The 24,191-nt window shown below is 69.7% G+C and carries 21 protein-coding genes; 12 read left to right on the top strand and 9 right to left on the bottom strand.

Annotation, left to right across the window (positions count from 1 at the left end; all coding sequences use genetic code 11):
* Window positions 1-7: 7 nt before the first annotated feature.
* The 3 genes from ACXVUM_RS17395 to mptB all read right to left on the bottom strand — a co-directional run bounded on the left by ACXVUM_RS17395 (window position 8) and on the right by mptB (window position 3,560).
* Entirely contained in the window at window positions 8-811 is an 804-nt protein-coding gene (locus tag ACXVUM_RS17395) for an ABC transporter permease (RefSeq protein ID WP_458523182.1), read from the bottom strand.
* Window positions 808-1,743, bottom strand: a complete 936-nt coding sequence (locus ACXVUM_RS17390; RefSeq protein ID WP_458523181.1) for an ABC transporter ATP-binding protein — start codon at window positions 1,741-1,743, stop codon at window positions 808-810. The genes ACXVUM_RS17395 and ACXVUM_RS17390 overlap by 4 nt, the downstream gene beginning before the upstream one ends.
* A gap of 68 nt (window positions 1,744-1,811) precedes the next feature.
* Entirely contained in the window at window positions 1,812-3,560 is a 1,749-nt protein-coding gene (mptB, locus tag ACXVUM_RS17385) for a polyprenol phosphomannose-dependent alpha 1,6 mannosyltransferase MptB (RefSeq protein WP_458523545.1), read from the bottom strand.
* A gap of 225 nt (window positions 3,561-3,785) precedes the next feature.
* Here mptB and ACXVUM_RS17380 point away from each other — a divergent pair, with 225 nt between their 5' ends.
* The 9 genes from ACXVUM_RS17380 to ACXVUM_RS17340 are packed head-to-tail and all read left to right on the top strand — an operon-like array spanning window position 3,786 to window position 11,455.
* Window positions 3,786-4,628, top strand: a complete 843-nt coding sequence (locus ACXVUM_RS17380; protein WP_458523180.1) for a helix-turn-helix transcriptional regulator — start codon at window positions 3,786-3,788, stop codon at window positions 4,626-4,628.
* Window positions 4,625-6,082 carry a Fe-S cluster assembly protein SufB gene (sufB, locus tag ACXVUM_RS17375; RefSeq protein ID WP_458523179.1) on the top strand — a complete coding sequence of 486 codons (1,458 nt, stop codon included), beginning with the start codon at window positions 4,625-4,627 and terminating at the stop codon, window positions 6,080-6,082. The genes ACXVUM_RS17380 and sufB overlap by 4 nt, the downstream gene beginning before the upstream one ends.
* A gap of 56 nt (window positions 6,083-6,138) precedes the next feature.
* Window positions 6,139-7,302 carry a Fe-S cluster assembly protein SufD gene (sufD, locus tag ACXVUM_RS17370; RefSeq protein ID WP_458523544.1) on the top strand — a complete coding sequence of 388 codons (1,164 nt, stop codon included), beginning with the start codon at window positions 6,139-6,141 and terminating at the stop codon, window positions 7,300-7,302.
* Window positions 7,303-7,359: 57 nt separating this feature from the next.
* Window positions 7,360-8,133 carry a Fe-S cluster assembly ATPase SufC gene (gene sufC / locus ACXVUM_RS17365; RefSeq protein ID WP_458523178.1) on the top strand — a complete coding sequence of 258 codons (774 nt, stop codon included), beginning with the start codon at window positions 7,360-7,362 and terminating at the stop codon, window positions 8,131-8,133.
* Between the two features lie 36 nt (window positions 8,134-8,169).
* Window positions 8,170-9,444 (top strand): cysteine desulfurase, encoded by a 1,275-nt coding sequence (locus ACXVUM_RS17360; protein ID WP_458523177.1) that lies wholly within the window; start codon window positions 8,170-8,172, stop codon window positions 9,442-9,444.
* A 6-nt stretch (window positions 9,445-9,450) separates the two neighbouring features.
* On the top strand, window positions 9,451-9,924 hold the full coding sequence (sufU, locus tag ACXVUM_RS17355; RefSeq protein ID WP_458523176.1) for a Fe-S cluster assembly sulfur transfer protein SufU: 474 nt from the start codon (window positions 9,451-9,453) through the stop codon (window positions 9,922-9,924).
* Window positions 9,921-10,286 (top strand): metal-sulfur cluster assembly factor, encoded by a 366-nt coding sequence (locus ACXVUM_RS17350; protein WP_458523175.1) that lies wholly within the window; start codon window positions 9,921-9,923, stop codon window positions 10,284-10,286. The genes sufU and ACXVUM_RS17350 overlap by 4 nt, the downstream gene beginning before the upstream one ends.
* Before the next feature lie 48 nt (window positions 10,287-10,334).
* A complete protein-coding gene (locus tag ACXVUM_RS17345; RefSeq protein WP_458523174.1) occupies window positions 10,335-11,036 on the top strand; it encodes an SDR family NAD(P)-dependent oxidoreductase in 702 nt (233 codons plus the stop codon).
* Window positions 11,033-11,455, top strand: a complete 423-nt coding sequence (locus ACXVUM_RS17340; RefSeq protein WP_458523173.1) for a MarR family winged helix-turn-helix transcriptional regulator — start codon at window positions 11,033-11,035, stop codon at window positions 11,453-11,455. Before ACXVUM_RS17345 ends, ACXVUM_RS17340 begins: the two co-directional genes overlap by 4 nt.
* A 6-nt stretch (window positions 11,456-11,461) precedes the next feature.
* On the opposite strand, the gene ACXVUM_RS17335 is transcribed toward ACXVUM_RS17340, so the two are convergent.
* Complete coding sequence (locus ACXVUM_RS17335; RefSeq protein WP_458523172.1) at window positions 11,462-12,655, bottom strand: lycopene cyclase family protein; 1,194 nt, start codon at window positions 12,653-12,655, stop codon at window positions 11,462-11,464.
* The gene (locus ACXVUM_RS17330) at window positions 12,648-13,406 is read right to left on the bottom strand and encodes an SDR family oxidoreductase (protein ID WP_458523543.1); all 759 of its coding nucleotides are present in this window, start codon (window positions 13,404-13,406) and stop codon (window positions 12,648-12,650) included. The genes ACXVUM_RS17335 and ACXVUM_RS17330 overlap by 8 nt, the downstream gene beginning before the upstream one ends.
* Window positions 13,407-13,510: 104 nt before the next feature.
* On the opposite strand from ACXVUM_RS17330, the gene ACXVUM_RS17325 reads away from it, so the two are divergent.
* On the top strand, window positions 13,511-15,139 hold the full coding sequence (locus ACXVUM_RS17325; protein WP_458523171.1) for an ABC-F family ATP-binding cassette domain-containing protein: 1,629 nt from the start codon (window positions 13,511-13,513) through the stop codon (window positions 15,137-15,139).
* Between the two features lie 136 nt (window positions 15,140-15,275).
* Here the strand turns inward: ACXVUM_RS17325 and ACXVUM_RS17320 are convergent, their stop codons facing one another.
* The 4 genes from ACXVUM_RS17320 to ACXVUM_RS17305 all read right to left on the bottom strand — a co-directional run bounded on the left by ACXVUM_RS17320 (window position 15,276) and on the right by ACXVUM_RS17305 (window position 21,199).
* On the bottom strand, window positions 15,276-16,916 hold the full coding sequence (locus tag ACXVUM_RS17320; RefSeq protein WP_458523170.1) for an acyl-CoA synthetase: 1,641 nt from the start codon (window positions 16,914-16,916) through the stop codon (window positions 15,276-15,278).
* Between the two features lie 63 nt (window positions 16,917-16,979).
* On the bottom strand, window positions 16,980-17,723 hold the full coding sequence (locus ACXVUM_RS17315) for a phosphotransferase (protein ID WP_458523169.1): 744 nt from the start codon (window positions 17,721-17,723) through the stop codon (window positions 16,980-16,982).
* Between the two features lie 2 nt (window positions 17,724-17,725).
* Window positions 17,726-18,298 (bottom strand): helix-turn-helix domain-containing protein, encoded by a 573-nt coding sequence (locus ACXVUM_RS17310; protein WP_458523168.1) that lies wholly within the window; start codon window positions 18,296-18,298, stop codon window positions 17,726-17,728.
* A 96-nt stretch (window positions 18,299-18,394) separates the two neighbouring features.
* Complete coding sequence (locus ACXVUM_RS17305) at window positions 18,395-21,199, bottom strand: aconitate hydratase (protein ID WP_458523167.1); 2,805 nt, start codon at window positions 21,197-21,199, stop codon at window positions 18,395-18,397.
* A gap of 278 nt (window positions 21,200-21,477) precedes the next feature.
* Here ACXVUM_RS17305 and ACXVUM_RS17300 point away from each other — a divergent pair, with 278 nt between their 5' ends.
* Both ACXVUM_RS17300 and ACXVUM_RS17295 read left to right on the top strand, forming a co-directional pair.
* Window positions 21,478-22,134: an Rv1476 family membrane protein gene (locus tag ACXVUM_RS17300; RefSeq protein WP_458523166.1), complete on the top strand. Its 657-nt coding sequence runs from the start codon at window positions 21,478-21,480 to the stop codon at window positions 22,132-22,134.
* Window positions 22,135-22,452: 318 nt separating this feature from the next.
* Window positions 22,453-24,090, top strand: a complete 1,638-nt coding sequence (locus tag ACXVUM_RS17295; RefSeq protein ID WP_458523165.1) for an NlpC/P60 family protein — start codon at window positions 22,453-22,455, stop codon at window positions 24,088-24,090.
* The last annotated feature ends 101 nt before the right edge of the window (window positions 24,091-24,191 follow it).

Genomic DNA, 24,191 nt, shown 5'->3' with positions numbered 1-24,191 from the left:
CCGAGGGTCAGGTGAACCGAAAAGAGCGGACCGCGGCAACCGTCGCGACGACGCCCCAGGCGAGCAGGACGCCGAAGCCGACCCAGTCGATCGACAGGCGAGTGGCCTGGTGGAGCGCCTCGGCCAGCGCACCCGACGGCGAACACCGCGCCACCCATCGGACCGCGTCGGGGACGGACGACCCGGCGACCACGAGGCTGCCGATGCCGATGAACACGAACCACGCGATGTTCGCGACGGCGAGCACGATCTCGGCGCGCAGGGTTCCCCCCAGCAGCAGACCGAGCGCGGAGAAGGTCAGGGTGCCCACGGCGATCGCCACCGCGCCGACCAGCAGTCCGCCGACCCCGACGTCCCAGCCGAACGCCACACCGATGGCACCGAGGACGATCGCCTGCAGCACGACGACGACGGCCACGGCGATCGACTTGCCCGCGATCACACCCCACCGGGGGAGCGGTGTCGCGCCGAGCCTCTTGAGGGCCCCGTAGCGGCGGTCGAAGCCGACGGCGATGGCCTGCCCGGTGAACGCCGTGGACATGACCGCGACGGTCATGATCGCGGGCACGAACCGGTCGGCGCGGGACTCGCCGTTCGTCGAGATGGGCAGGAGACACAACCCGACGAGCATGGTCACCGGGATGAACATGGTGAGGAGCAGTTGCTCTCCGTTGCGCAGCAGGAGGACGAGTTCCATCCGTGACTGCGCCGCGAGCATCCGCAGCACGGGCGCGGGCTGCGGCCGGGGGGCGAACAGGCCGGGTGTGAACCGCGGCGGCCGTGCGGGGGCGCGGCGGGGGGTCTCGGTCATCCGCGGAGCTCCCGTCCGGTGAGGTCGAGGAAGACGTCCTCGAGGCTGCGGGTCTCGACCCGCATGTCGGTCGCGAGGACGTTGATACGGGCGCACCAGGCGGTCACGGCGGCCACCACCGCCGGGGTCACGGGCCCGGCGACCAGGTACGTGCCCGGGCTGATCTCCTCGGTCGTGTAGTCCTCGGCGAGGATCGACCGCAGCAGGTCGAGGTCGAGTCCGCGGGGTGCCCGGAATCGCAGTTCGTTCTCGGCGCCGCGACTGGTCACCTCTGCCGGTGTGCCGTGGGCGACCACACGACCCCGGTCGATGATCACCAGGTCGTCGGCGAGCTGTTCGGCCTCGTCCATGAGATGGGTGGTGAGAAGGACGCAGACCCCGTCGGCCCGCAGACGATCGATCAACTCCCACACCAGGATCCGCGCTGCGGCGTCGAGTCCCGCGGTCGGCTCGTCGAGGAAGACCAGCTCCGGTCGGCCGACCAGCGCGCACGCCAGGCCGAGCCGTTGCTGCTGGCCGCCGGAGAGCCGTCGGTACGGCGTGCGTTGCGCGTCCCGCAGTCCGAGCGTGTCGAGGAGCCAGTCGGGGTCGATGGGGTCGGCCGAGTACGCCGCGCACAGACGCAACATCTCCCCGGCACGCGCGCCCGGGTAGGCGCCGCCACCCTGGAGCATCACGCCGATGCGCGACCGCAGAGCCTCGTTGTCGGCGATCGGGTCGAGGCCGAGGACGCGGACGGATCCCTCGTCGGGTGACTGGAACCCCTCGCAGATCTCGACGGTGGTGGTCTTCCCCGCGCCGTTCGGACCGAGCAGCGCGACCACCTGACCGCGATCGGCTCGCAGGTCGATGCCGTCGATCGCGGTCGTCCCGTCGAAGCGCTTGACGAGGCCCGTGACGTCCAGCGCCGGTGCTCCGGTCGGGCTGTTCACCCGCCCAACACTAGGCGGGCGTCGGGCGGCGGCGCCGGGGGGAGTGCCGATCGCAGCGGGCTGTCGGGTCACCGGACCCGCTGGTCGGCGGCTCCGAGGGCATCCGGACCGATGATCGACGACGTCTCGTCGTACGACGTGTCGTCGGGGACGGGGACGGAGGTCTCCTCGGGGATGTCCGGATCGCGGCGGCGCCGACCCGCGGGGCGCTCGAAGAACAGTGCGGTGAGCACGGCGGTCAGCAGGATCGACGCCACGATGGCCTCGGCGAGCTGGAACCCCCGGGTACCCGCACCGGTGGGCAGGACGACGACCGCGATGACCGCCGAGACGGCGATGGCGGCCAGTCGGAACCAGCGGCCGGTCGCCCACGCGGCGAGCGGGATGATCGCCCACAGCAGGTACCACGCCTGCACGAAGGGGAAGAAGACGACGAAGGTGGCCATCGCCAGCCCCAGCGCGCCGAGCGGGTGCAGGCGGCCGGCGAGAGCGGCGAGCAGCCACCGCACGATGAAGACCGCGGCGATCACCTCGCCGATGGGGCGGGCGACGTCGAGCATCGCCTGGGTGTGGTCCCCCAGGCCCAGGACCACGCCGACACGGCCCCCGGTGACGCCGAGCAGCGTGGGCATCGACATCCAGGACCGCACCACGTCACCCGTGCTCAGCGTCTTCGTCCAGCCGAAGCCGAGGCCGGTGCCGAAGCAGATCGCGCACACCACGACCCCGGCGACCGCCAGCAGCAGCCCGGCCGCGGCGGACAGGGCGACCAGCGACTGCCGCGACCGCTCCCACCACTGCGACCGAGGCGCATGGCGTAGGGCGGGCAGGGTCGCACCCCATCGACGGGCCAGGCCGACCCCGACGAACCCGAGCGCCAGCAGCGAGGCGATCTTGATCATCGACGACGCCGCGATCACGACGACACCGGCGAGGAACAGCCACCCTGTCGGCGTCGGGATCCACGAGGGTGCCCGCCGTAGTCGGCGCGGCGAGTCGAGTGCGCGGAAGCAGAGCTCGATACCGGCCAGCATCATGCCCAGCATGAGGGCCTCGTTGTGGATGCCCCCGACCAGATGCAGGATCAGCAGCGGGTTGAGAGCGCCGAGCCACAACGCCGCGACCGGCGAGACCCCGCAGCGACGGGCCAGTCGGGGGAGTGCCCACACGACGAGTCCGACTCCGACCAGCGCGAGGACGCGATGCAGGAGGATCGCGGCGGAGAGGTTGTCGCCGGTGATGTTCGTGATGCCCTTGCCCAGCCAGAGGAAGAGCGGACCGTAGGGGGCGGGTGTGTCCCGCCACAGGTTCGGCACCGACCTGGTGAACACGTGGTCGACGCCGAGACCCCGTACCGGGCTGACGACGTAGGGGTCCATGCCCTTCGCGGCGATCGCGCTCTGGGCGAGGTAGGAGTAGATGTCCTTGCTGAGCAGCGGTGGCGCGACGACGATCGGCGCGAGCCACACCAGAAGCGTGCGGTCCGCCTGTCGCCGTGTCATGCGTCGTTCGGGGCGCTTGCCGCCGATGACCTCGACGGTGAGGCGTCCCACCGCGAACCGCCCCAGCATCAGCCAGGCGAGGACCAGCACGATGGTGCCCGCGATGGACAGGGTCAGCGCAGTCGTCCACATCCGCGAGGGGAGGGAGAGCACACGCATACCCGCGATCGGGTTCTGCAGCACGGGTACGGCCCCGGTGCCCAGGGAACCGACCAGGATGAGGATGGAGCCGACCGCCCCGAAGATCCGGATGCGGGACAGAGCGCGGTTCTCCGCGGGCAGCAGCGGACCCACCTCGGGCTCGCGGCCGTGCATCCGCGCGACGGACACGCCGTAGTCGCCCGGACGGTCGGGCGGCGGGGTCGGCCCGCGCCGTCGCAATCCGAGGTAGTCGGCGGCGGCGCGGACGCGACCGGTGATCGCGCCGCGCGGACGCGGCGACGCCGGGGGGTCTGCCACGTGTGCAGACTATCGGTCGGCGGGATCGGCGACGGCCGGACGCGGCCGCCGAGGCGAGGCCGCGAGGGGGATAGGTCACCCTTGCTGGCACCTCGTGCCGAATTAGGTGACAATCGTGTTGTGAAAACAACGTCTCCCCGTGCGCACTCTGCGGAGTCGCACGTCACGATCGGTGCGGAGGGCCAGACGCGCACTGCGGTGATCGCGTTGCTCCTCGAGCACGGACCGTGCACGGCGGGGGAGATCGGTGCGCGACTCGGCGTGAGCGCGGCCGGTGTGCGACGTCACCTCGACGCCCTCATCGCCGACGGTCAGGTCATCGCCGGCGAGGTCTCCCGCTACGCACGGCGTGGTCGAGGGCGGCCGGCGAAACAGTTCCGCCTGACACCGCTGGGCCGCGGTCGGCTGCCGCACGCCTACGACGATCTCGCCGGTGCCGCGATGCGACGCCTGCGCGAGATCGGTGGCGACGAGGCCGTCCGCTCGTTCGCCGCGGATCGCATCGACACCGTCGTCGCCGAGGTCGCGCCGACGTCGCCGGAACGGGCCGAGAGCGACCCCGCCGCCGTCGAACGCACGGCCGAGCAGATCGCCGACGCGCTCACCCGGTCCGGCTACTCGGCCGACACCCGTCGCGTGGGCAACGGGGTCCAGATCTGCCAGCACCACTGCCCGGTCGGCCACATCGCCCAGGAGTTCCCGGAACTGTGCGAGGCGGAGACCGAGCGCTTCACCGCGCTGTTGGGCACACACGTCCAGCGGCTGGCGACGATCGCCAACGGCGACTGTGCCTGCACCACCCACGTCCCCCTGTCGACACCCACGATCCCGACCCCCGGCCACGGCCGGGACCCTGTGCCACCGGCCGTCGACGCACAGCCCGCGTCGCCGACCGCACGCATCCACCGAGAGGACACCCGATGACCGTCACCGATCCCCGCACACCCGCGGCCGCAGCGGGCGCCGCACCGCTGTCGCAGGAAGAGACCATCGCCTCCCTCGGGACCTACGGCTACGGATGGTCCGACTCCGACGTCGCCGGTGCCAGCGCGCAGCGCGGCATCAACGAGGCCGTCGTCGCCGACATCTCGTCGAAGAAGAACGAACCCGAGTGGATGCTCGCCGCGCGCCTGAAGGCGCTGCAGACCTTCGACCGCAAGCCGATGCCGACCTGGGGCAGCGATCTCGACGGGATCGACTTCGACAACATCAAGTACTTCGTGCGGTCGAGCGAGAAGCAGGCGGCCACCTGGGACGACCTGCCGGCCGACATCAAGAACACCTACGACAAGCTCGGCATCCCCGAGGCGGAGAAGCAGCGTCTGGTCTCCGGTGTCGCCGCGCAGTACGAGTCCGAGGTCGTCTACCACTCGATCCGCGAGGACCTCGAGCAGCAGGGCGTCGTCTTCCTCGACACCGACACCGCGCTGCGTGAGCACGAGGACCTGTTCCGCGAGTACTTTGGCTCCGTCATCCCTGCCGGGGACAACAAGTTCTCCGCGCTGAACACCGCCGTGTGGTCGGGCGGCTCGTTCATCTACGTCCCGCCGGGTGTGCACGTCGACATCCCGCTGCAGGCGTACTTCCGCATCAACACCGAGAACATGGGCCAGTTCGAGCGGACGCTGATCATCGTCGACGAGGGTGCATACGTGCACTACGTCGAGGGCTGCACCGCCCCGATCTACAAGACCGACTCGCTGCACTCCGCGGTCGTCGAGATCATCGTGAAGAAGGGCGGCCGCTGCCGGTACACGACCATCCAGAACTGGTCGAACAACGTGTACAACCTGGTGACCAAGCGCGCGAAGGCCGAGGCCGGCGCGACGATGGAATGGGTCGACGGCAACATCGGCTCCAAGGTCACCATGAAGTACCCCGCGGTCTGGATGACCGGTGAGCACGCCAAGGGCGAGGTGCTCTCGGTCGCGTTCGCCGGGCCGGGTCAGCACCAGGACACCGGGTCGAAGATGGTGCACCTCGCACCGAACACCTCGAGCAACATCGTCTCGAAGTCGGTGGCCCGCGGTGGCGGCCGCGCCTCGTACCGCGGTCTGATCCAGATCAACCGGGGTGCGCACGGCAGTCGCTCGACGGTGAAGTGCGACGCACTGCTCGTCGACACGATCAGCCGCAGCGACACCTACCCCTATGTCGACATCCGCGAGGACGACGTGACGATGGGCCACGAGGCGACCGTCTCGAAGGTCAGCGACGACCAGCTCTTCTACCTGATGAGCCGCGGCCTCACCGAGGACGAGGCCATGGCGATGGTCGTGCGCGGGTTCGTCGAGCCCATCGCGAAGGAACTGCCCATGGAGTACGCGCTCGAGCTGAACCGTCTCATCGAGCTGCAGATGGAAGGATCGGTCGGTTGAGTTCGACGCAGGAGACACCCGCCGGGGTCGTCGGGGCGGTCGCGGGGGAGAACCCCGTGCACCCGGTCGCCAACAAGGGCGAGCTGTTCACCTCCCGCGACGTGGAGGCCTTCGAGGTCCCCTCGTCGAAGGACGAGGCATGGCGGTTCACCCCGTTCCGCCGCCTGCGCGGGCTGCACGACGGGTCCGCGACGGCGTCGGGTTCGGCGACGGTGGAGGTCACCGGTGCCGGCGACGGCGTCGGTGTCGAGACCGTCGGCCGCGACGACGACCGTCTCGGTGACGGTGGCATCCCGTTCGACCGCATCGCCGCCGCAGCGTGGTCCGGATTCGAGCAGGCCACCATCGTCTCGATCGACACCGAGGCCGAGGTCGCCGATCCCGTCACCGTGACGATCACCGGGCCGGGCGCCGACGTCGTCGCCTTCGGGCACGTCCAGATCCGTCTGGGTCGCCATGCGCGCGCCACCGTCGTCATCGACCAGGTGGGCAGCGGCACGTACGCCGAGAACATCGAGTTCGTCGTCGGTGACGGTGCCGCGCTGACCGTGGTCGACGTGCACGACTGGGCCGACGACATGGTGCATGTGGCCGCCCATCACGTCCGGCTCGGCCGTGACGCGTCGATCAGGCACTTCGCGGTCAGCCTCGGCGGCGACCTCGTCCGCATGAGCCCGCTGGTGCACTTCGACGGTCCCGGTGGCAACGCCGAGATGTGGGGCCTGTACTTCGCCGACGCCGGGCAGCACCTCGAGCAGCGACTCCTCGTCGACCACTCGCAGCCGCACTGCCGCTCGAACGTCGTCTACAAGGGCGCGTTGCAGAGCGATGTCGACGCGACCGGGCGGGCCACCGACCGGTCGAGGGAAGCCCACACCGTGTGGGTCGGCGACGTGCTCATCCGAGCCGAGGCCGAGGGCACCGACACCTTCGAGCTCAACCGCAACCTGGTTCTCACCGACGGCGCCCGCGCCGACTCGGTGCCGAACCTCGAGATCGAGACCGGCGAGATCGTCGGCGCCGGACACGCCAGTGCGACAGGGCGTTTCGACGACGAGCAGCTGTTCTACCTGCAGGCCCGCGGCATCCCGGAGGATCAGGCGCGACGTCTCGTCGTGCGCGGGTTCTTCGCCGAGATCATCGCCAAGATCGGCGTGCCGGACCTGCGTGAGCGGCTCGAGGCGGCCATCGAGGCCGAGCTCGCGACCGCCGGCGTCTGACGCCCGGATCGACCACCGCAGACGACCACCCACCGCCCGAACCACGAAGGACCACCCGTGACCACACTCGAGATCCGCGACCTGCACGTCGACGTCGCCGGCAGCGACTCCGACGCCGAGCCCATCCACATCCTCAAGGGCGTGGACCTGACGATCGCCTCGGGGCAGACCCACGCGATCATGGGGCCCAACGGCTCCGGCAAGTCGACCCTGTCCTACGCCATCGCCGGCCACCCGAAGTACACCGTGACCTCGGGGTCGATCACCCTCGACGGTGAGGACGTGCTGGAGATGAGCGTCGACGAGCGCGCCCGCGCCGGTCTGTTCCTCGCGATGCAGTACCCCGTCGAGGTACCCGGCGTCTCCATGTCCAACTTCCTGCGCACCGCGGCGACCGCGGTCCGCGGAGAGGCGCCCAAGCTGCGTCACTGGGTCAAGGAGACCAAGGAGGCGATGACCGAACTCGAGATCGACTCGTCGTTCGGTGAGCGCAGCGTGAACGAGGGGTTCTCCGGCGGCGAGAAGAAGCGCCACGAGATCCTGCAGCTCGGCCTTCTCAAGCCGAAGATCGCCATCCTCGACGAGACCGATTCCGGCCTCGACGTCGACGCACTGCGTGTCGTGTCCGCCGGCGTCAACGCCTACCGGGAGCGCGAGAACGGCGGCGTGCTGCTGATCACGCACTACACCCGCATCCTGCGTTACATCCAGCCCGAGTACGTCCACGTGTTCGTCGGCGGCCGGGTCGTCGAGTCCGGTGGACCCGAGCTCGCCGACGAGCTGGAGGAGAACGGCTACGTCCGCTTCACCGGTGCCGGCGCCTCGGCCTGACACCAGCCACGCCCACCGACCACACGAGGTGATCGCATGACCAGCACCGTGGCATCGCCCACCCTCGACGTCGAGGCGTTGCGTGCCGACTTCCCGATCCTGGGCCGCACGGTCCGGGACGGGAAACCGTTGGTGTACCTCGATTCCGGCGCGACCTCGCAGCGTCCGCTGCCTGTGCTCGACGCCGAACGGGATTTCCTGCTGCACCACAACGCCGCCGTCCACCGCGGAGCGCACCAGCTCGCGGAGGAGGCCACCGACGCCTACGAGGGTGCGCGTGGCGACATCGCGGCATTCGTCGGCGCGGCCTACGACGAGATCGTGTTCACGAAGAACGCCACCGAGGCGATCAACCTCGTCGCCTACACCCTCGGCGACGATCGCAGCGCCGACGTGCTCGGTGGCACCCGCCTCGGGCCGGGGCACACCGTGGTGGTGAGCGAGCTCGAGCACCACGCGAATCTCGTTCCCTGGCAGGAGCTCTGCCGACGGACCGGTGCCACTCTGCGCTGGTTCGGAGTCACCGACGACGGCCGCATCGATCTCGACTCGCTCACCCTCGACGAGTCGGTCGCCGTGGTCGCGGTCACCCACCAGTCCAACGTGACCGGCGCGGTGACCGACGTCGACGAGATCGTCCGCCGAGCCCGTGCGGTCGGCGCGATCGTCGTGCTCGACGCATGCCAGTCGGTGCCGCACTCCGCCGTCGACCTGCACGCGCTCGACGTCGACTTCGCCGCGTTCTCCGGCCACAAGATGTTCGGGCCGTCGGGAGTCGGTGTCCTGTACGGGAAGTCGACGCTCCTCGAGCAGTTGCCCCCGTTCATCTCGGGCGGGTCGATGATCGAGACGGTGTCGATGGAGGTGTCCACCTACGCCGCTCCGCCGCAGCGCTTCGAGGCCGGTGTGCCGATGACGTCGCAGGTCGTCGGCCTCGGTGCCGCCGTCCGCTATCTGCGTGACATCGGCATGGACGCTGTCGCGGCACACGAGCACGCTCTCACCGAGCACGCCCTCGCCCGCCTCGGCTCGATCGACGGTCTGCGCATCGTCGGACCCACCGCGGCGAGCGAGCGCGGTGGCGCGGTGTCCTTCGTCGTCGACGAGATCCACGCCCACGATCTGGGTCAGATCCTCGACGACGAGGGTGTCGCGATCCGCGTGGGGCATCACTGTGCCTGGCCGCTGCACAAGCGGTTCGGCGTCGCGGCGACCGCGCGGGCGTCCTTCGCCGCGTACAACACGCTCGCAGAGGTCGACGCACTCGCCGACGCGATCGGTACGGCCCGACGGTTCTTCAGGGTGGGGTGAGCCGACATGCGTATGGAGCAGATGTACCAGGACGTGATCCTCGACCACTACAAACACCCCCACGGCCGCGGCCTGCGTGAGCCGTTCGGGGCCGAGGTGCACCACGTCAACCCGACCTGCGGCGACGAGGTGACACTTCGTGTGGCCGTGGCCGACGGAGCGATCGCGGACATCTCGTACGACGGCCAGGGATGCTCGATATCCCAGGCATCCACCTCGGTCCTGTTCGACCAGGTCGTCGGCCTGGCCGTCCCCGCCGCACTCGACACCGTCGGGGCGTTCACCGCGATGGTGACCTCCCGTGGCGAGGTCGACGGCGACGAGGACGTCATCGGCGACGGCATCGCCTTCGCCGGGGTCGCGAAGTACCCGGCCCGGGTGAAATGCGCGCTGCTCGGGTGGATGGCGTTCAAGGACGCCCTGGGCCGCACCGACGCCACACTGACCGACGGAACCACGACTTCCAGGAGCACGACATGACCGACCAGCAGCAGACTCAACCGGTGCCCGCCGAGGTGCAGACCTCGTTGCCGAGCATCGATGACGTGGAGGAGGCGATGCGTGACGTCGTCGACCCCGAACTCGGCATCAACGTCGTCGATCTCGGCCTCGTCTACGGCATCGACGTCGACCCCGACGCCGTCGCGAAGATCGACATGACCCTCACGTCGGCGGCCTGCCCGCTGACCGACGTGATCGAGGACCAGTCGCGCGCCGCGGTCGTCACGAGCGGTCTGTGCACCGACATCGAGATCAACTGGGTCTGGCTGCCGCCGTGGGGCCCGGACAAGATCACCGACGACGGACGCGAGCAGCTCCGGGCCCTCGGGTTCACCGTCTGATCCGGCCGGGCTCGACCCAGCATAGTTGTAGGTAGCACAATCGTTGTTATGGACACAATGATTGCTGACCGGACGGTGCTGATCATCGGCGCATCGCGCGGGCTCGGGGCCGCACTCGTCGACCACTGGGCGCGCGACGGGCGCCGCGTGGTGGCGACCGTCCGAGGCGCCGACCCCACGCCTCTCCACGACATCGCCGACACGTTCCCCGACCTGGTCGAGATCGAGCATCTCGACGTGACCCGGCCCGACGAGATCGACGCGCTCCGAGCACGACTGGCGTCCCGGACGTTCGGACTGCTGTTCGTCAACGCAGGTGTCACCGACGCGGGGACGACCGTCGCGCAGGTGTCGACCGACGAGTTCGTGCGCGTCATGGTCACGAACGCGCTGAGCCCGATGTGCGTCATCGAGGCACTCGAGGACCTCGTCCCGCCCAGCGGCACCATCGGGGTGATGTCCTCGGGGCAGGGGAGCGTCGCGAACAACACCCGCGGTGGCCACGAGGTGTACCGCGGCAGCAAAGCAGCGCTCAACACCTTCGTCCGCAGCTGGGCGGCGCGCCGCACCGACACCCCTCGCCCTGTGGTGTTGATGGCGCCCGGTTGGGTCCGAACCGGACTGGGCGGCGAGGGTGCGCGTCTGACGATCGAGGAGAGCATCCCCGGTGTCGTGGCGACGCTGGACTCTCTCGCCGACGCCCCGGGTGTCCACTACGTCGACTACCTGGGCCGGACGGTCCCGTGGTGACCGGCGACGATCGCCGTGCGTGGGACCTGATGTACCAGTTCGTCGAGTCGCAGGGTCGGCGGGCGGAGCTCGCCGAGGCACTCGGGTTCCGGCTCGGGGGCGGCCGCGGAAAAGTCCTGTTCGGCCTCGCCGAGGCGCCCAAGACGTTGCGGACCATCGCCGAGGAGATCGGCACCGACGCGCCCTACGCGACCGTGGTCGTCGACAAGCTGGAGGCGCACGGTCTGGTCGAGCGACGACCGCACCCCGAGGACCGTCGGCGCAAGCTGGTCCACCTCACCACGGCCGGTGTCGAGGCGGTGCGGACCGCCGAGGCGATCCTGCACCGGCCGCCGCACGCGATGTCCCGTCTCGACGAGGACGAGCGCCGCACCCTGGTCCGGCTCATGGCCCGACTCACCGACGACGACAGGGCGTGACGCGGGTCAACGGCGAGGCGACCCCGACCACGCCGGCCGGCGGACGGCGCCGCGGGCGATCCGGACCGCCGCGGCGGGACCGACGATCGGCATGAGGGCCGCCATGGCACCCGCGACCGCCCCGAGGTCGTCGCGACCGCTCAGGTAGGCGTCGCGGCGAGCGGGTTCGAGATGGAAGAAGCCGTCGAAGAAGCCGATCGTGGCGGCGCCGTCGAGGCCCAGGAGGGTGTTCAGTCCACGACGTCGCAGTGCGTGCACCGTCCGGGCCGACGACGGCCACAGCGCGTCGGTGACGTCGGCCCCGCCGGTGAGGGCGCCGACGACCACGTCGGCCAGTGTCAACGAGGCCGCGACGCTGTACCCGGTGGCGGGGTGCATCATCCCGCCGGCCGCGCCGAACCGTGTCGGCCTGCTGTGCCAGGGCCGTTCGCCTCCGCCGTCCAGGGCGAAGCGGACCGATTCGCGCGGGGCTCCCGCGATGCGTTCGGTGTCCACACCGTGTCGGCCGAGTCGTCGCTGCAGGCGCGCGCGGAGATCCGCGACGGGGGCCGGCGGGTCCGCCGCGAGGCACGTCTCCTCCAACAGCACCGTCTCGGCGTCGACCGGGATCGCGTACAGGAAGGTCGGCGGCAGCGTCCGACCCCGGGCGTCGACCATGGGCCGATCGAGGGGGCGGCCGTCGGGATCTCGCCAGTCCATCAGCATCGCGGGGTCCTCACCGAGGATCGGTGCGGCGACGTCGGCGTCGACGAAGACCCCGGCTGCCGTCTGCGCCGGCCCCGGGCTGCCGACGCTGCCGCGGGCGTCGATCACCGTCTCACCGGCGATGACGCGTCCGTCGGCGAGACGCACCGCCGTCGCCGCGACGTCGACGACCATCGCCGCGTACTCGACGACGTCGCCGGCCATCGATCGCTGCAGGACGTCGCCGTCGAGGACGACGTACGGCCGGTCGACGACGTGACGACGCCCGGTGTGCACGGCCACCCAGGGAGCCCGCGATGCGACGACGTCGTCGGGCAGCCACGACGGGAGTTCGTCCTCCCACGCCGCATAGGTCGCCGGCCAGCGGCCCGAGGGGCGGGGGTCGACGACGGCGACGTCCATGCCTGCCGCAGCAGCCCGATGGGCCACCCCGCGACCGGCCGGGCCGGCACCGACGACGACGACCCGGTGACGGGCGTGCGGTCGCTCAGCCACCGGCGAGCAGACCGCCGTCGAGGGTGATCGTCTCGCCGGTGATCCATCCGGAGCGGTCCTCGACGAGGAATGCGACGAGCTCGGCGACGTCCTCGGGGGTACCGAGCCGCTTCATCGGGAACCGGGAGGCGACGCCCTCCTCGTCGGCGCTGTAGAGCGCCTCGGCGAATTGCGTCTTGACGATGCTCGGGGCGATCGCGTTGACGCGGATCGTCGGTCCGAGTTCCGCTGCGAGTTCGGCGGTGAGTCGGATGAGCGCCGCCTTCGACGCGCCGTACGCGGCGATCACACGGGTCGAGCGCAGTCCTGCGGTGCTGGCGAGGTTCACCACGGACCCGCCCGTGCGGCCCATCCCGGCGCGGTGGCACTCCTGGACGAAGCCCAGGGCCGCGACGACGTTCACGTCGAAGATCTTGCGGACCGCGTCGAGGTCGGCGTCCATCAGCGATCCGTAGACCGGGTTGATGCCGGTGTTGTTGACGAGGATGTCGACGGTCCCGTGACCGCGCGCGGCCTCGGCAACCGCCGCACGACGGTCGTCGGCGGAACCGGTGTTGGCGGACACCGCCCGCACGTCGGCGCCGGTCACCTGCGCGCGCACGGCGTCGACCGCGGCGGCGAGCGCATCGGGTTTGCGTCCTGTGATCGTCACGGTTGCGCCCCGGGCTGCCAGCGCGGTCGCGGTCGCGAGACCGATCCCGCGGCTGGCGCCGGTGACGAGGGCTGTACGCCCGGACAGGGTCTGTGTCACATCGGTCACATCACCGACGCTAGTCGACGACCCCTGTCGTCCGGGCAGGTCAACCCGTCGCGGCGGACAGAACCGGTTTGCACCGGTCCGTAGACTGAATCGTCGTGATCACGGCAACGGACCTCGAGGTGCGGGCAGGCGTGCGGACCCTGCTGTCCGCCCCGGGCCCTGCCCTGCGCATCCAGGCCGGCGACCGGATCGGCCTCGTGGGCCGCAACGGTGCCGGCAAGACGACGACCCTGCGGATCCTCGCCGGTGAGGGCGAGCCGTACGCCGGGAGCGTGACGCGCACCGGCGACGTCGGCTACCTCCCGCAGGATCCCAAGGAGGGCGACCTCGGCGTCCTCGCGAAGGACCGGGTGCTCTCCGCCCGCGGGCTCGACACGATGGTCCGCGACATGGAGAAGCAGCAGGCGCTGATGGCCGAGGCGGCCGACGACGACACCCGGGACAAGGCCGTGGCCCGCTACGGCCGACTCGAGGAGCGGTTCTCCTCCCTCGGCGGCTACGAGGCCGAGTCCGACGCAGCGCGCATCTGCCACAGCCTCGCCCTGCCCGATCGCGTCCTCGGTCAGCCGCTCTCGACGCTGTCCGGCGGACAGCGTCGACGCATCGAACTGGCCCGCATCCTCTTCGCGGCGTCCACCGGTGGCGGCAAGTCCAACACGACCCTGCTGCTCGACGAACCGACCAACCACCTCGACGCCGACTCCATCACCTGGTTGCGCAGCTTCCTGCAGAACCACTACGGCGGCCTCGTCGTCATCAGTCACGACGTGGAGTTGCTCGGTGACGTCGTGAACAAGGTCTGGTTCCTCGACGCCGTGCGCGGCGAGGCCGACGTCTACAACATGGGGTGGGCGAAATACCTCGACGCCCGCGCCACCGACGAGCAGCGTCGCAAACGTGAGCGCGCCAACGCCGAGAAGAAGGCGAGCGCCCTGCGGACGCAGGCGGCCAAGCTGGGGGCGAAGGCCACGAAGGCCGCCGCCGCGCAACAGATGCTCAAACGGGCCGACAAGATGATCGACGCCCTCGACGAGGAGCGCGTGGCCGACAAGACCGCGAAGATCCGTTTCCCGGATCCGACCGCATGCGGCAAGACGCCGCTGATGGCCAAGGAGCTGACGAAGACCTACGGCTCGCTGGAGATCTTCACCGGCGTCGACCTCGCCATCGACCGTGGCAGCCGAGTCGTCGTGCTCGGTCTCAACGGTGCGGGCAAGACGACCCTGCTGAAACTGTTGGCGGGCGTGGAGAAGCCGGACCTCGGTTCCATCGAGCCGGGCTACGGGCTGAAGCTGGGGTACTTCGCGCAGGAGCACGACACCATCGACGACATGGCCTCGGTGTGGGAGAACATCCGTCACGCCGCGCCGGACGCCGGCGAACAGGACCTCCGGGGACTGCTCGGTGCGTTCATGTTCACCGGCCCCCAGCTCGACCAGCCGGCCGGGACCCTGTCCGGCGGCGAGAAGACCCGCCTGGCGCTGGCCGGCCTGGTGTCGTCGGCGGCGAACGTCCTGCTGCTGGACGAGCCGACGAACAACCTGGACCCGATCTCCCGGGAGCAGGTCCTCGACGCGTTGCGCACCTACGCCGGCGCCGTCGTCCTGGTCACCCACGATCCGGGCGCCGCGGCGGCGTTGGAGCCCGAGCGCGTGATCCTCCTGCCCGACGGCACCGAGGACCACTGGTCCGCCGAGTACCAGGAGCTCATCGAGCTCGCTTGAGGGCCCTGCGCGGAGATGAGCTCCTCTGCTCTGTGACAGAGCTCATCGAGCTCGCTTGAGGGCCCTGCGCGGAGATGAGCTCCTCTGCTCTGTCAGGGAGCTCATCGAGCTCGCGTGAGTCCCGCGACAGGCACCGTCAGGCGTAGGCGGCCTTGAGCTTGCCCTTGACGAGCTTGCCGGTCGGTGTCCGCGGGAGTTCGTGGACGAAGTCGTAGCTGCGGGGCACCTTGTAGGCGGCGAGCTGCTCACGGACGAAGGCGTCGAGCTCTGCGGCGAGTTCGTCCGAGCCCGTGTACCCCTCCTCGAGCTGGACGCATGCCTTCACCTCCTCACCGAACTCGTCGTTCGGCACACCGATCACGGCGACGTCGAACACGGCGGGGTGACCGATGAGGACGTTCTCCGATTCCTGCGGGTAGACGTTGACCCCGCCCGAGATGATCATGAAGGCCTTGCGGTCGGTCAGGTACAGGTAACCGTCGGCGTCGACGTGACCGATGTCGCCGGTGGTGGCCCACAGCGGATGATCGGGATGCTCTGCCGCAGCGGTCTTCTCGGGATCGTTGTGATACTCGAACGTCTTGGTCTCCCGCTCGAAGTACACGGTCCCGGTCTCACCGACGGGCAGTTCCGTCCCCGTGTCGTCGCAGACGTGGATGACACCGAGCAGTGGCTTGCCGACCGATCCCGGGTGCGCGAGTGACTCCGCGGAGTCGATGAACGTGCCACCGATCGCCTCGGTCGACGAGTAGTACTCGTAGATCACCGGACCCCACCAGTCGATCATCGCGCGCTTGACGTGCACCGGACACGGCGCGGCGGCGTGGATGGCGGCCTTCATCGAGGAGATGTCGTAGCGGTCGCGGACCTCCTTCGGCAGCTTGAGCATCCGCACGAACATCGTCGGCACCCACTGGCTGTGGGTGACGTGATACTTCTCGACGAGGCGCAGCGCCTCCTCCGGGTCGAAGCGGTCCATCACGACGACCGTGCCACCCACCGACTGCGTCATACCGCAATACCGCAGCGGCGCAGCGTGATACAGCGGGGCGGGGGAGAGGTACACGGTGTCGGCGTCGAAGCCGTACATCCCGGAGAAGATCACGGTGTAGATGTCGGGGACCTGGTCCACCTCGCCCTCGGGCAGGGGCGGCTGGATCCCCTTGGGGCGGCCCGTGGTCCCCGACGAGTAGAGCATGTCGTGCCCGCGGGGCTGGCTGGTCGGCTTCTGCGGCGATGCTGCCGCGAGAACGTCGTCGTAGGACTCGAATCCGTCGATCCCACCCCAGGCGATGCGGTGTTCGAGGGTGGTGACCTCCGCGGCGTCGGCGACTGCGTCGGCCGACGCCGCGGAGGCGAACAGGACACGCGCACCGCAGTCGCCGAGTATGAAGTTGGTCTCGGCGGCGGTCAGGTGGTGGTTCACCGGCGTGATGTAGAGCCCNTCCTTTTCTCCTCCCCCCCCCGCGGAGGCGAACAGGACACGCGCACCGCAGTCGCCGAGTATGAAGTTGGTCTCGGCGGCGGTCAGGTGGTGGTTCACCGGCGTGATGTAGAGCCCGGACCGCAGTGCGGCCCAGTAGACCTCGAAGACACGGAGGTCGTTGGTGGACACGAGCGCGATGCAGTCGCCGCGCCGGAGCCCGAGTTCCCGGAGATGGTTCGCCAGCCGGATGGACCGCTCGTCGAGTTCGGCGTAGGTGATCTGCTCACCGGTCGCAGGGAGTACGGCTGCGGGCTTGTCGGGCGTCGTCGCCGCGAACACTCCTGGGAACATTGCGACAGGATAACCACACCTACGCCGGTAATGGAACAGAATCGCCAAACTGTCGCATTGAGGTCAGGTGCTCACCCACAGGCGGCGGTAGTAGCCGATCCGTACGGGGTCCGCCTCGATGCCGTATCCGGCGTACACCTCGTCCTCCAGGTCCGCACCGAAATTCCAACCCGCACTCATCGCCGCCACGGCCAGGTCTGCCCACCGGTCCGCCACCCCGAGCCGGCCCAGATCGACGTGGGCGACCGCGCGGCAGCAGTCGTCCACCAGGGTGTTGGGACAGCACGCGTCCCCGTGGCAGACGACACGGTCCTCGACAGGTGGCGTCTCGAGCTCCGCCGGAACACGCACCCCGCGTCGCCGCGCATCCGCGATCCGGTCGGTCGGCGACCAGCTCCAGGGGCAGTCGTCCACGGGGAGTCCCTCGTGAAATCGTCGGAGGCCCTCACCCACGGCGCGAGCGGCGGCGCGACCCCGCGACGACCATCGTGGGTCGACAGCGCTCGACGCAGGGATCGCGCGGGTGAGCAACCAGGACACCGCGGTCCCGTCGTCGAGCAGGCAGGACCCGCGATCGAGCGGTTCCGGGACCGCGACCTGTCGGACCGCCCACGCGAGCCGATCGAACTCGTCGTACGGCGAGATCGCCGGGTGATCGGGTTGCCACTTGAGATAGGCGGCGGGCGGGGTGCCGACCGCGTAGGTCACGCCGCCGGCGTCGTTGCGCCAGACGGGGACGACCGGTCTCCCGCCGACGACGGCGAGCACCGCATCGGGTGGGAGGTGGTCACCGACAGCGCCGGTCATGTCTACTCCGCGCGCGGGCGGCGGACCGACTCCTCCACGAGGTCGAGGACGGCGTGCAGATCGCGACCGCGGTGGCCGGACGCCAGTCGGGTGATGAGACCGTCGAGGATGAGATCCAGGTACTGCACGATGACCTCGGTGGGGAGGTCGTCGCGGAGTCTGCCCGCGCTGCGTTGACGTTCGAGCCGGGCCAGCGTGGCGGCTTCGAGATCGATGGAGCGGGCCACCCACTCCGACCGGAAGTCGGGGTCGGACCGCAACTTCCGCGCGATCTCCAGGCGCGTGCCGAGCCAGTCGAAGTCCTCGGGGTGGTCGAGCATGTCCCGCATGACCTGCACGAGCCCCTGCTCGGCAGCGACGTCGGCCATACGCTCGGCGTCCTCGTGGGCGAGCGCGAGGAACAGCGCCTCCTTGTCCCGGAAGTGGTGGAAGATCGCACCCCGCGACAGGCTCGTGGCGTCCTCGAGCCGCCGGACGGTGGCGCCGTCGTAGCCGTACTCGGCGAAGCAGCGTCGAGCGCCGTCGAGGATCTCCCGGCGACGCGCCGCCAGATGGTCTTCGCTCACGCGTGGCACAGCTGCGCCCCCTCTCCTCGATCGACGCGACGGCGATGGGCGCGTGCCCTGGTCCCGTGGGCGGGGCCGGGGCGCGCGGACATCGGGTGGTCCTGCTCAGTCGCCGATCATGTTGCGCAGCACGTACTGCAGGATTCCGCCGTTGCGGTAGTAGTCGGCCTCACCGGGGGTGTCGATGCGGACCTTCGCGTCGAACTCCACCGTCTCGCCGTCCTCCTTCGTGGCGGTGACGTGGACCGTCTCCGGGGTGGTGCCGTTGTTCAGCTCCTCGATCCCGGTGATGTCGAACGTCTCGGTGCCGTCGAGGCCCAACGACTTGTGCGACTCGCCCTCGGGGAACTGCAGCGGGATGACACCCATACCGATCAGGTTCGAGCGGTGGATGCGCTCGAAGCTCTCGGTGATGACGGCCCGGACACCCAGCAGGCTCGTGCCCTTCGCCGCCCAGTCGCGCGACGACCCGGTGCCGTACTCCTTGCCGCCGAGCACGACCAGCGGCGTGTTCTGCGCCGCGTAGTTCTGTGCGGCGTCGTAGATGAACGACTGCGGGCCACCGTCCTGGGTGAAGTCACGGGTGTAGCCACCCGAGACCCCGTCCAGCAGCTGGTTCTGCAGGCGGATGTTGCCGAAGGTCGACCGGATCATCACCTCGTGGTTGCCGCGACGAGCGCCCAGCGAGTTGTAGTCCTTACGCGCCACCCCGTTCTCGTCGAGGTACTGCGCCGCCGGGGTTCCCGGCTTGATCGTCGACGCGGGGGAGATGTGGTCGGTGGTGACCGAGTCGCCCAGCTTCGCCAGCACGCGTGCACCGGAGATGTCGGTGACCGGCTCGGGCTCACGCTGCATCCCGTCGAAGTACGGAGGCTTGCGCACGTAGGTCGACTTCTGGTCCCACTCGAACGTCTTGCCGTCCGGGGTGGGCAGGTTGCGCCACCGCTCGTCGCCCTTGAACACGTCGGCGTAGTCGGCCGCGTACTGCTCGGGCGAGATCGACTCGGCGATCGTCTTCTGGATCTCCTCACCGGAGGGCCAGATGTCCTTGAGGAACACGTCGTTGCCGTCGGTGTCCTGACCGAGCGGATCGGTCTCGAAGTCGAAGTCCATCGTCCCGGCCAGGGCGTAGGCGATGACCAGCGGCGGCGAGGCCAGGTAGTTCATCTTGACGTCCTGGTTGATGCGGCCCTCGAAGTTGCGGTTGCCCGACAGCACCGCGGTGGCGGTCAGGTCGTTCTCGTTGATCGCCTTCGAGATCTCCTCCGGCAGCGGGCCGGAGTTGCCGATGCAGGTGGTGCAGCCGTAGCCGACGAGGAAGAAGCCCAGCTTCTCCAGGTACGGCCACAGGCCGGCCTTCTCGTAGTACCCGGTGACGACCTGCGACCCGGGGGCCATCGACGTCTTCACCCACGGCTTGCTGGTGAGACCCTTCTCGACCGCGTTGCGGGCGAGGAGGGCGGCGCCGAGCATCACCGACGGATTGGAGGTGTTGGTGCAGCTGGTGATCGACGCGATCGTGACGATGCCGTGGTCGAGGATCATCTTCCCGCGCTCGGTCGACTCGACCGTGACGGGGTTCGACGGGCGGCCCTCGGCGTTGCGCGCCGCCGAGTGCAGCGGGGCGGAGTCGTCGTCGGCGAAGCTCAGCGTGGCCGGATCCGACGCCGGGAACGTCTCCTCGACGGCGTCGTCGAGCTTGCTCTGCTCGACGCCGTCGCCGCCGTCGACGTAGTTGTGGATGTCCTTGCGGAAGGCGTTCTTCGCGTCCCACAGCTCGATGCGGTCCTGGGGACGCTTCGGGCCGGCGATGGACGGGACGACGTCGGCGAGATCGAGTTCGAGGTACTCGGAGTACACGGGCTCCTTGTCGCCGTCGTGCCACATGCCCTGTTCCTTGGCGTAGGCCTCGACGAGGTCGAGCGTCTCCTGGCTGCGGCCGGTCAGCTTGAGGTAGCTGATGGTCTCCTCGTCGATGGGGAACATGGCGCAGGTCGAGCCGAACTCGGGGCTCATGTTGCCGATCGTGGCGCGGTTGGCCAGCGGCACCGCGGCGACACCCTTGCCGTAGAACTCGACGAACTTGCCGACAACGCCGTGCTTGCGCAGCATCTCGGTGATGGTGAGGACGACGTCCGTGGCGGTCACGCCCGGTTTGGTCTCGCCGGACAGCTTGAAGCCGACGACGCGGGGGATGAGCATCGAGATCGGCTGGCCCAGCATCGCGGCCTCGGCCTCGATGCCGCCGACGCCCCAGCCCAGGACGCCCAGGCCGTTCTCCATGGTGGTGTGCGAGTCGGTGCCGACACAGGTGTCGGGGTAGGCGACGCCGTCACGCACCATGATCGAGCGCGCGAGGTGCTCGATGTTGACCTGGTGGACGATGCCGGTACCGGGCGGGACGACCTTGAAGTCGTCGAAGGCGCCCTGGCCCCAGCGGAGGAATTGGTAGCGCTCCTCGTTGCGCTGGTACTCGATCTCGACGTTGCGCTCGAAGGCCTGGGCGTTGCCGAACGCCTCGATGATGACGGAGTGGTCGATGACCATCTCGGCGGGCGCCAGCGGGTTCACCTTGTCCGGGTCGCCGCCGAGCTCCTCGACCGCCTCACGCATGGTCGCCAGGTCGACGATGCAGGGCACGCCGGTGAAGTCCTGCATGATCACGCGCGCCGGCGTGAACTGGATCTCGATGCTCGGGTCGGCCTCGGGGTCCCATCCGGCGACGGCCTGGATGTGCTCCTTGGTGATGTTGGCGCCGTCCTCGGTGCGCAGCAGGTTCTCCGCGAGCACCTTGAGCGCGTAGGGGAGGCGGTCGACGCCCTCCACCGCGCTCAGGCGGTAGATGTCATACGAGTTGTCGCCGACCTGCAGGGTCCCCTTGGCGCCGAACGAATCAATTGACGAGCTCACGCAACACTCCACTCCTCGGTTGGTCGACGTCGCTGATACGCCGACCTCTCGTCGCCGACGGGGCTGCGCCGGCGCTGACGTGTCCTGCGCCCCGCGGGCCGGCGGGGCGCGAACGTGCACCCAGTCTAGCAGTACGGGCGTACTGGTTGGGCACAACGGGTGAACGACATCTCCCGGCGGGTGAACATCGCGGGGGCGTCGCGCTGTCGTACTGTGCATCCGTCACCCCGGGGCGCCCTCACGCGTGCCCACACCCGTCGCCAGAGGAGTCACCGGCCATGACCGTCGGCCCCATGCTCGCCGGCCCTCAGGTCGCAGGCACGCATCCCGCGGACGTCCGCGCAATCCTCTACTCGGCGCCGTCGCTCACCGTGATCCCCGACGACGTCGACCTGACCGCGATCGAGTCCGACCTGGCCGCCGACCACGTCTCCGCACCTGCTGACGACGTGGTCGGGCTCGAGAAGGTGGTGGCCGAGGCGAAGGCCAAAGGCCACGACATGTACTTCGTCGTGCTCCAGGACAGGCAGCCCGTCTTCACCTACTACCGCGACATCGCGACAGCGATCCAGAAGGAGACGGGCGGCACCGTCATCGTGTTCGGCCCGGACACCATCGGCTCGGCCTCCGACGACTTCAGCCGGGTGCAGCTCGAGCAGGCCCAGGACAACCTGACCGTCTCGCAGCCGGCGCAGGGGGCCCAGCAGATCCTCGACCGGATGACGGTCCAGACGCAGATCCCGTGGACCGTGGTGACGCTCGTGCTCGTCGCGGTCGTCGCGATCGCAGCGGTCGTCGCGCGCATCCTTCAGGTCCGTGGCCGCAGAGCCACGTCGCCGGCGACGGCGAGCGTCGCGGCGAAGTCGGACGAGGGGTCGGCGACGGCGCCGGACTCCTCGGACGGCAGCGCCTCGGGGACTCCTCCCACGCCCTGACACGCCGCACCGACGGGCTCACACCACGTCGGCGAATTAGCAATTCGCGATCACGCATCAAATGACGTCGGTGTAGTTCTCCAGATCAGACGCCGGAACGGCCTCCGGTGCGGCATTTCCGCAGGTAATCACGCCATTGTAATTTGTTACTCATGTTTCACTGGTGGCGATTGTGGCGTACGGTTCGACATGTCATTGGTGGTGTTGATGGGGAAGTTGACACCTCCCGTGGCGCACTTCGGGGGTGGGTCGACGTTCGGCAGACGCCGCTGTGTCGCCACCCGCCGATCGCATGTCCGTTCTGCGAGGGAGTCATCTGTGAGGCGACGTTCCGCATGCGGTCGTCGGGAGTCGTTCGATCCCGCCGACCCGCGCCGCCACCCCGCCGTGAGCCACGGCCCCACCCGTCCGACGGACCCCGGCGACGGGCTGCACGACCGTCCCGACCTCCCGGCCCGCGGACTGCGGGTGATGACCGCCGCGGCGGTGACACTCCTCGTGGCCGTCGGGCTGCTCGGGGTGGGCGTGGGAACGGTCTCGGCCGAGCCCGCCGCACCCGCGCCCCGCGGACCGTCGGGGATCGCGGGCCTGATCAACCAGATCGCCGACGTCGACCAGCGACTGGCCGACATCGACGCGTCCCTGGCGATCAAGCGCGAGGCGGCCAACCGGGCGCTCGTCGACCTGCAGACCTCCCGGGACCAAGAGCGACTCTCGACGCTCGCCGTGAACGGATCCACCGACGCCCTCAAGCGCGCCGACGACCAGATCGCGGCCGCGCAGAAGAACTTCGACTCGTTCGTACGGGACCTCTACCGCCAGGGCAGCAATCAGGCCTCCCTCGCGGGCGTCCTCGCCTCCGGTGACCCGGCCGCGGTCCTCGACCGGGCCGGCGTCATCGCGCAGCTCACGCGCGACCAGCAGGCGACGATCCAGAAGCTGAAGGTCTCCCGCAACGAGAAGGCCAACCGCGTCGCCACCGCGAACGCGACGCGCAAACAGGCCGCACGCGCCGCACAGGAAGCCGCGCAGCGCAAGGACGACGCGGTCGCCGCGATCGCCCAGACCGTGGCGGCCGCGAAGACCGAGAACGCCACCAAGGCGAAGTTGTCCGCTGCGCGCGACGCGGCCCAGCAGCAACTCGACGCCCTGCGTGGGCGGGTGCCCGCGGCGGCCCCGGTCCCCGCGCCCGCGGGAGCCGACGCCGGCGGCGCACCCGGCAGCACGCCGGCAGCGGCCCCCGCGCCGAGCCCCGGCGGCGTCGCGGCGGTCATCCCCGGCCGGGTGAACGCGGCGTCACCGCTCGACCCGCTGCGCGACGCGGTCGTAACCGCGGCCCAGTCCGCCTTCCAGATCGCCGCACAGGCAGCGGCGAAGCTCGCCGTCGACACCGCACAGCAGGTCGTCGCGCAGGTCATCGCCTCGATCACCGGTTCGCACACCGACATCGACGGGACCGACGGCGGATCGGGCACGTCCAGCGGCAACTCCGGTGGAGGCGGCGCCACCTCGGTGACGCCGGGCGTCACCGGTTCGGCCGCGGTCGAGATCGTCGTCAACCGGGCACTGTCACAGCTCGGCGTGCCGTACTCGTGGGGCGGCGGCAACGCCAGCGGTCCCACCAAGGGCATCCGCGACGGCGGCGTGGCCGACAGCTACGGCGACTACAACAAGGTCGGCTTCGACTGCTCGGGACTGATGATGTACGCCTTCGCGGGCATCGGGATCTCGCTGCCGCACTACACCGGCTACCAGTACACGTCCGGTCCGCACGTGCCGCTCTCGCAGATGCAACGAGGCGACATGATCTTCTACGGCCCCAACGCCAGCCAGCACGTCGCGCTCTACCTGGGCAACAACCAGATGGTCGAGGCGCCGGAGTCGGGGTCGTTCGTGAAGATCTCGCCCCTGCGGACCAGCGGCGCCATGCCGTACGTCGTCCGTCTCACCGGGTAGTCCGCCCGCGGCCCCACGCGGTGACATCTCGCGCCTCCGACGCGGTGACATCTCGCGCCTCCGACGCGGTGACATCTCGCGCCTCCGACGCGGTGACCGGG

The organism is Williamsia sp. SKLECPSW1, from assembly GCF_054332755.1.
This window is presented reverse-complemented; position numbering and strand designations above follow the sequence as displayed.

Coding starts and splice junctions, on each gene's coding strand:
- ACXVUM_RS17395 (WP_458523182.1), bottom strand. CDS start 811: ATGACCGAGACCCCCCGCCGCGCCCCCGCACGGCCGCCGCGGTTCACA.
- mptB (WP_458523545.1), bottom strand. CDS start 3,560: ATGCACGGCCGCGAGCCCGAGGTGGGTCCGCTGCTGCCCGCGGAGAAC.
- sufB (WP_458523179.1), top strand. CDS start 4,625: ATGACCGTCACCGATCCCCGCACACCCGCGGCCGCAGCGGGCGCCGCA.
- ACXVUM_RS17360 (WP_458523177.1), top strand. CDS start 8,170: ATGACCAGCACCGTGGCATCGCCCACCCTCGACGTCGAGGCGTTGCGT.
- sufU (WP_458523176.1), top strand. CDS start 9,451: ATGCGTATGGAGCAGATGTACCAGGACGTGATCCTCGACCACTACAAA.
- ACXVUM_RS17350 (WP_458523175.1), top strand. CDS start 9,921: ATGACCGACCAGCAGCAGACTCAACCGGTGCCCGCCGAGGTGCAGACC.
- ACXVUM_RS17345 (WP_458523174.1), top strand. CDS start 10,335: ATGGACACAATGATTGCTGACCGGACGGTGCTGATCATCGGCGCATCG.
- ACXVUM_RS17315 (WP_458523169.1), bottom strand. CDS start 17,723: ATGACCGGCGCTGTCGGTGACCACCTCCCACCCGATGCGGTGCTCGCC.
- ACXVUM_RS17300 (WP_458523166.1), top strand. CDS start 21,478: ATGACCGTCGGCCCCATGCTCGCCGGCCCTCAGGTCGCAGGCACGCAT.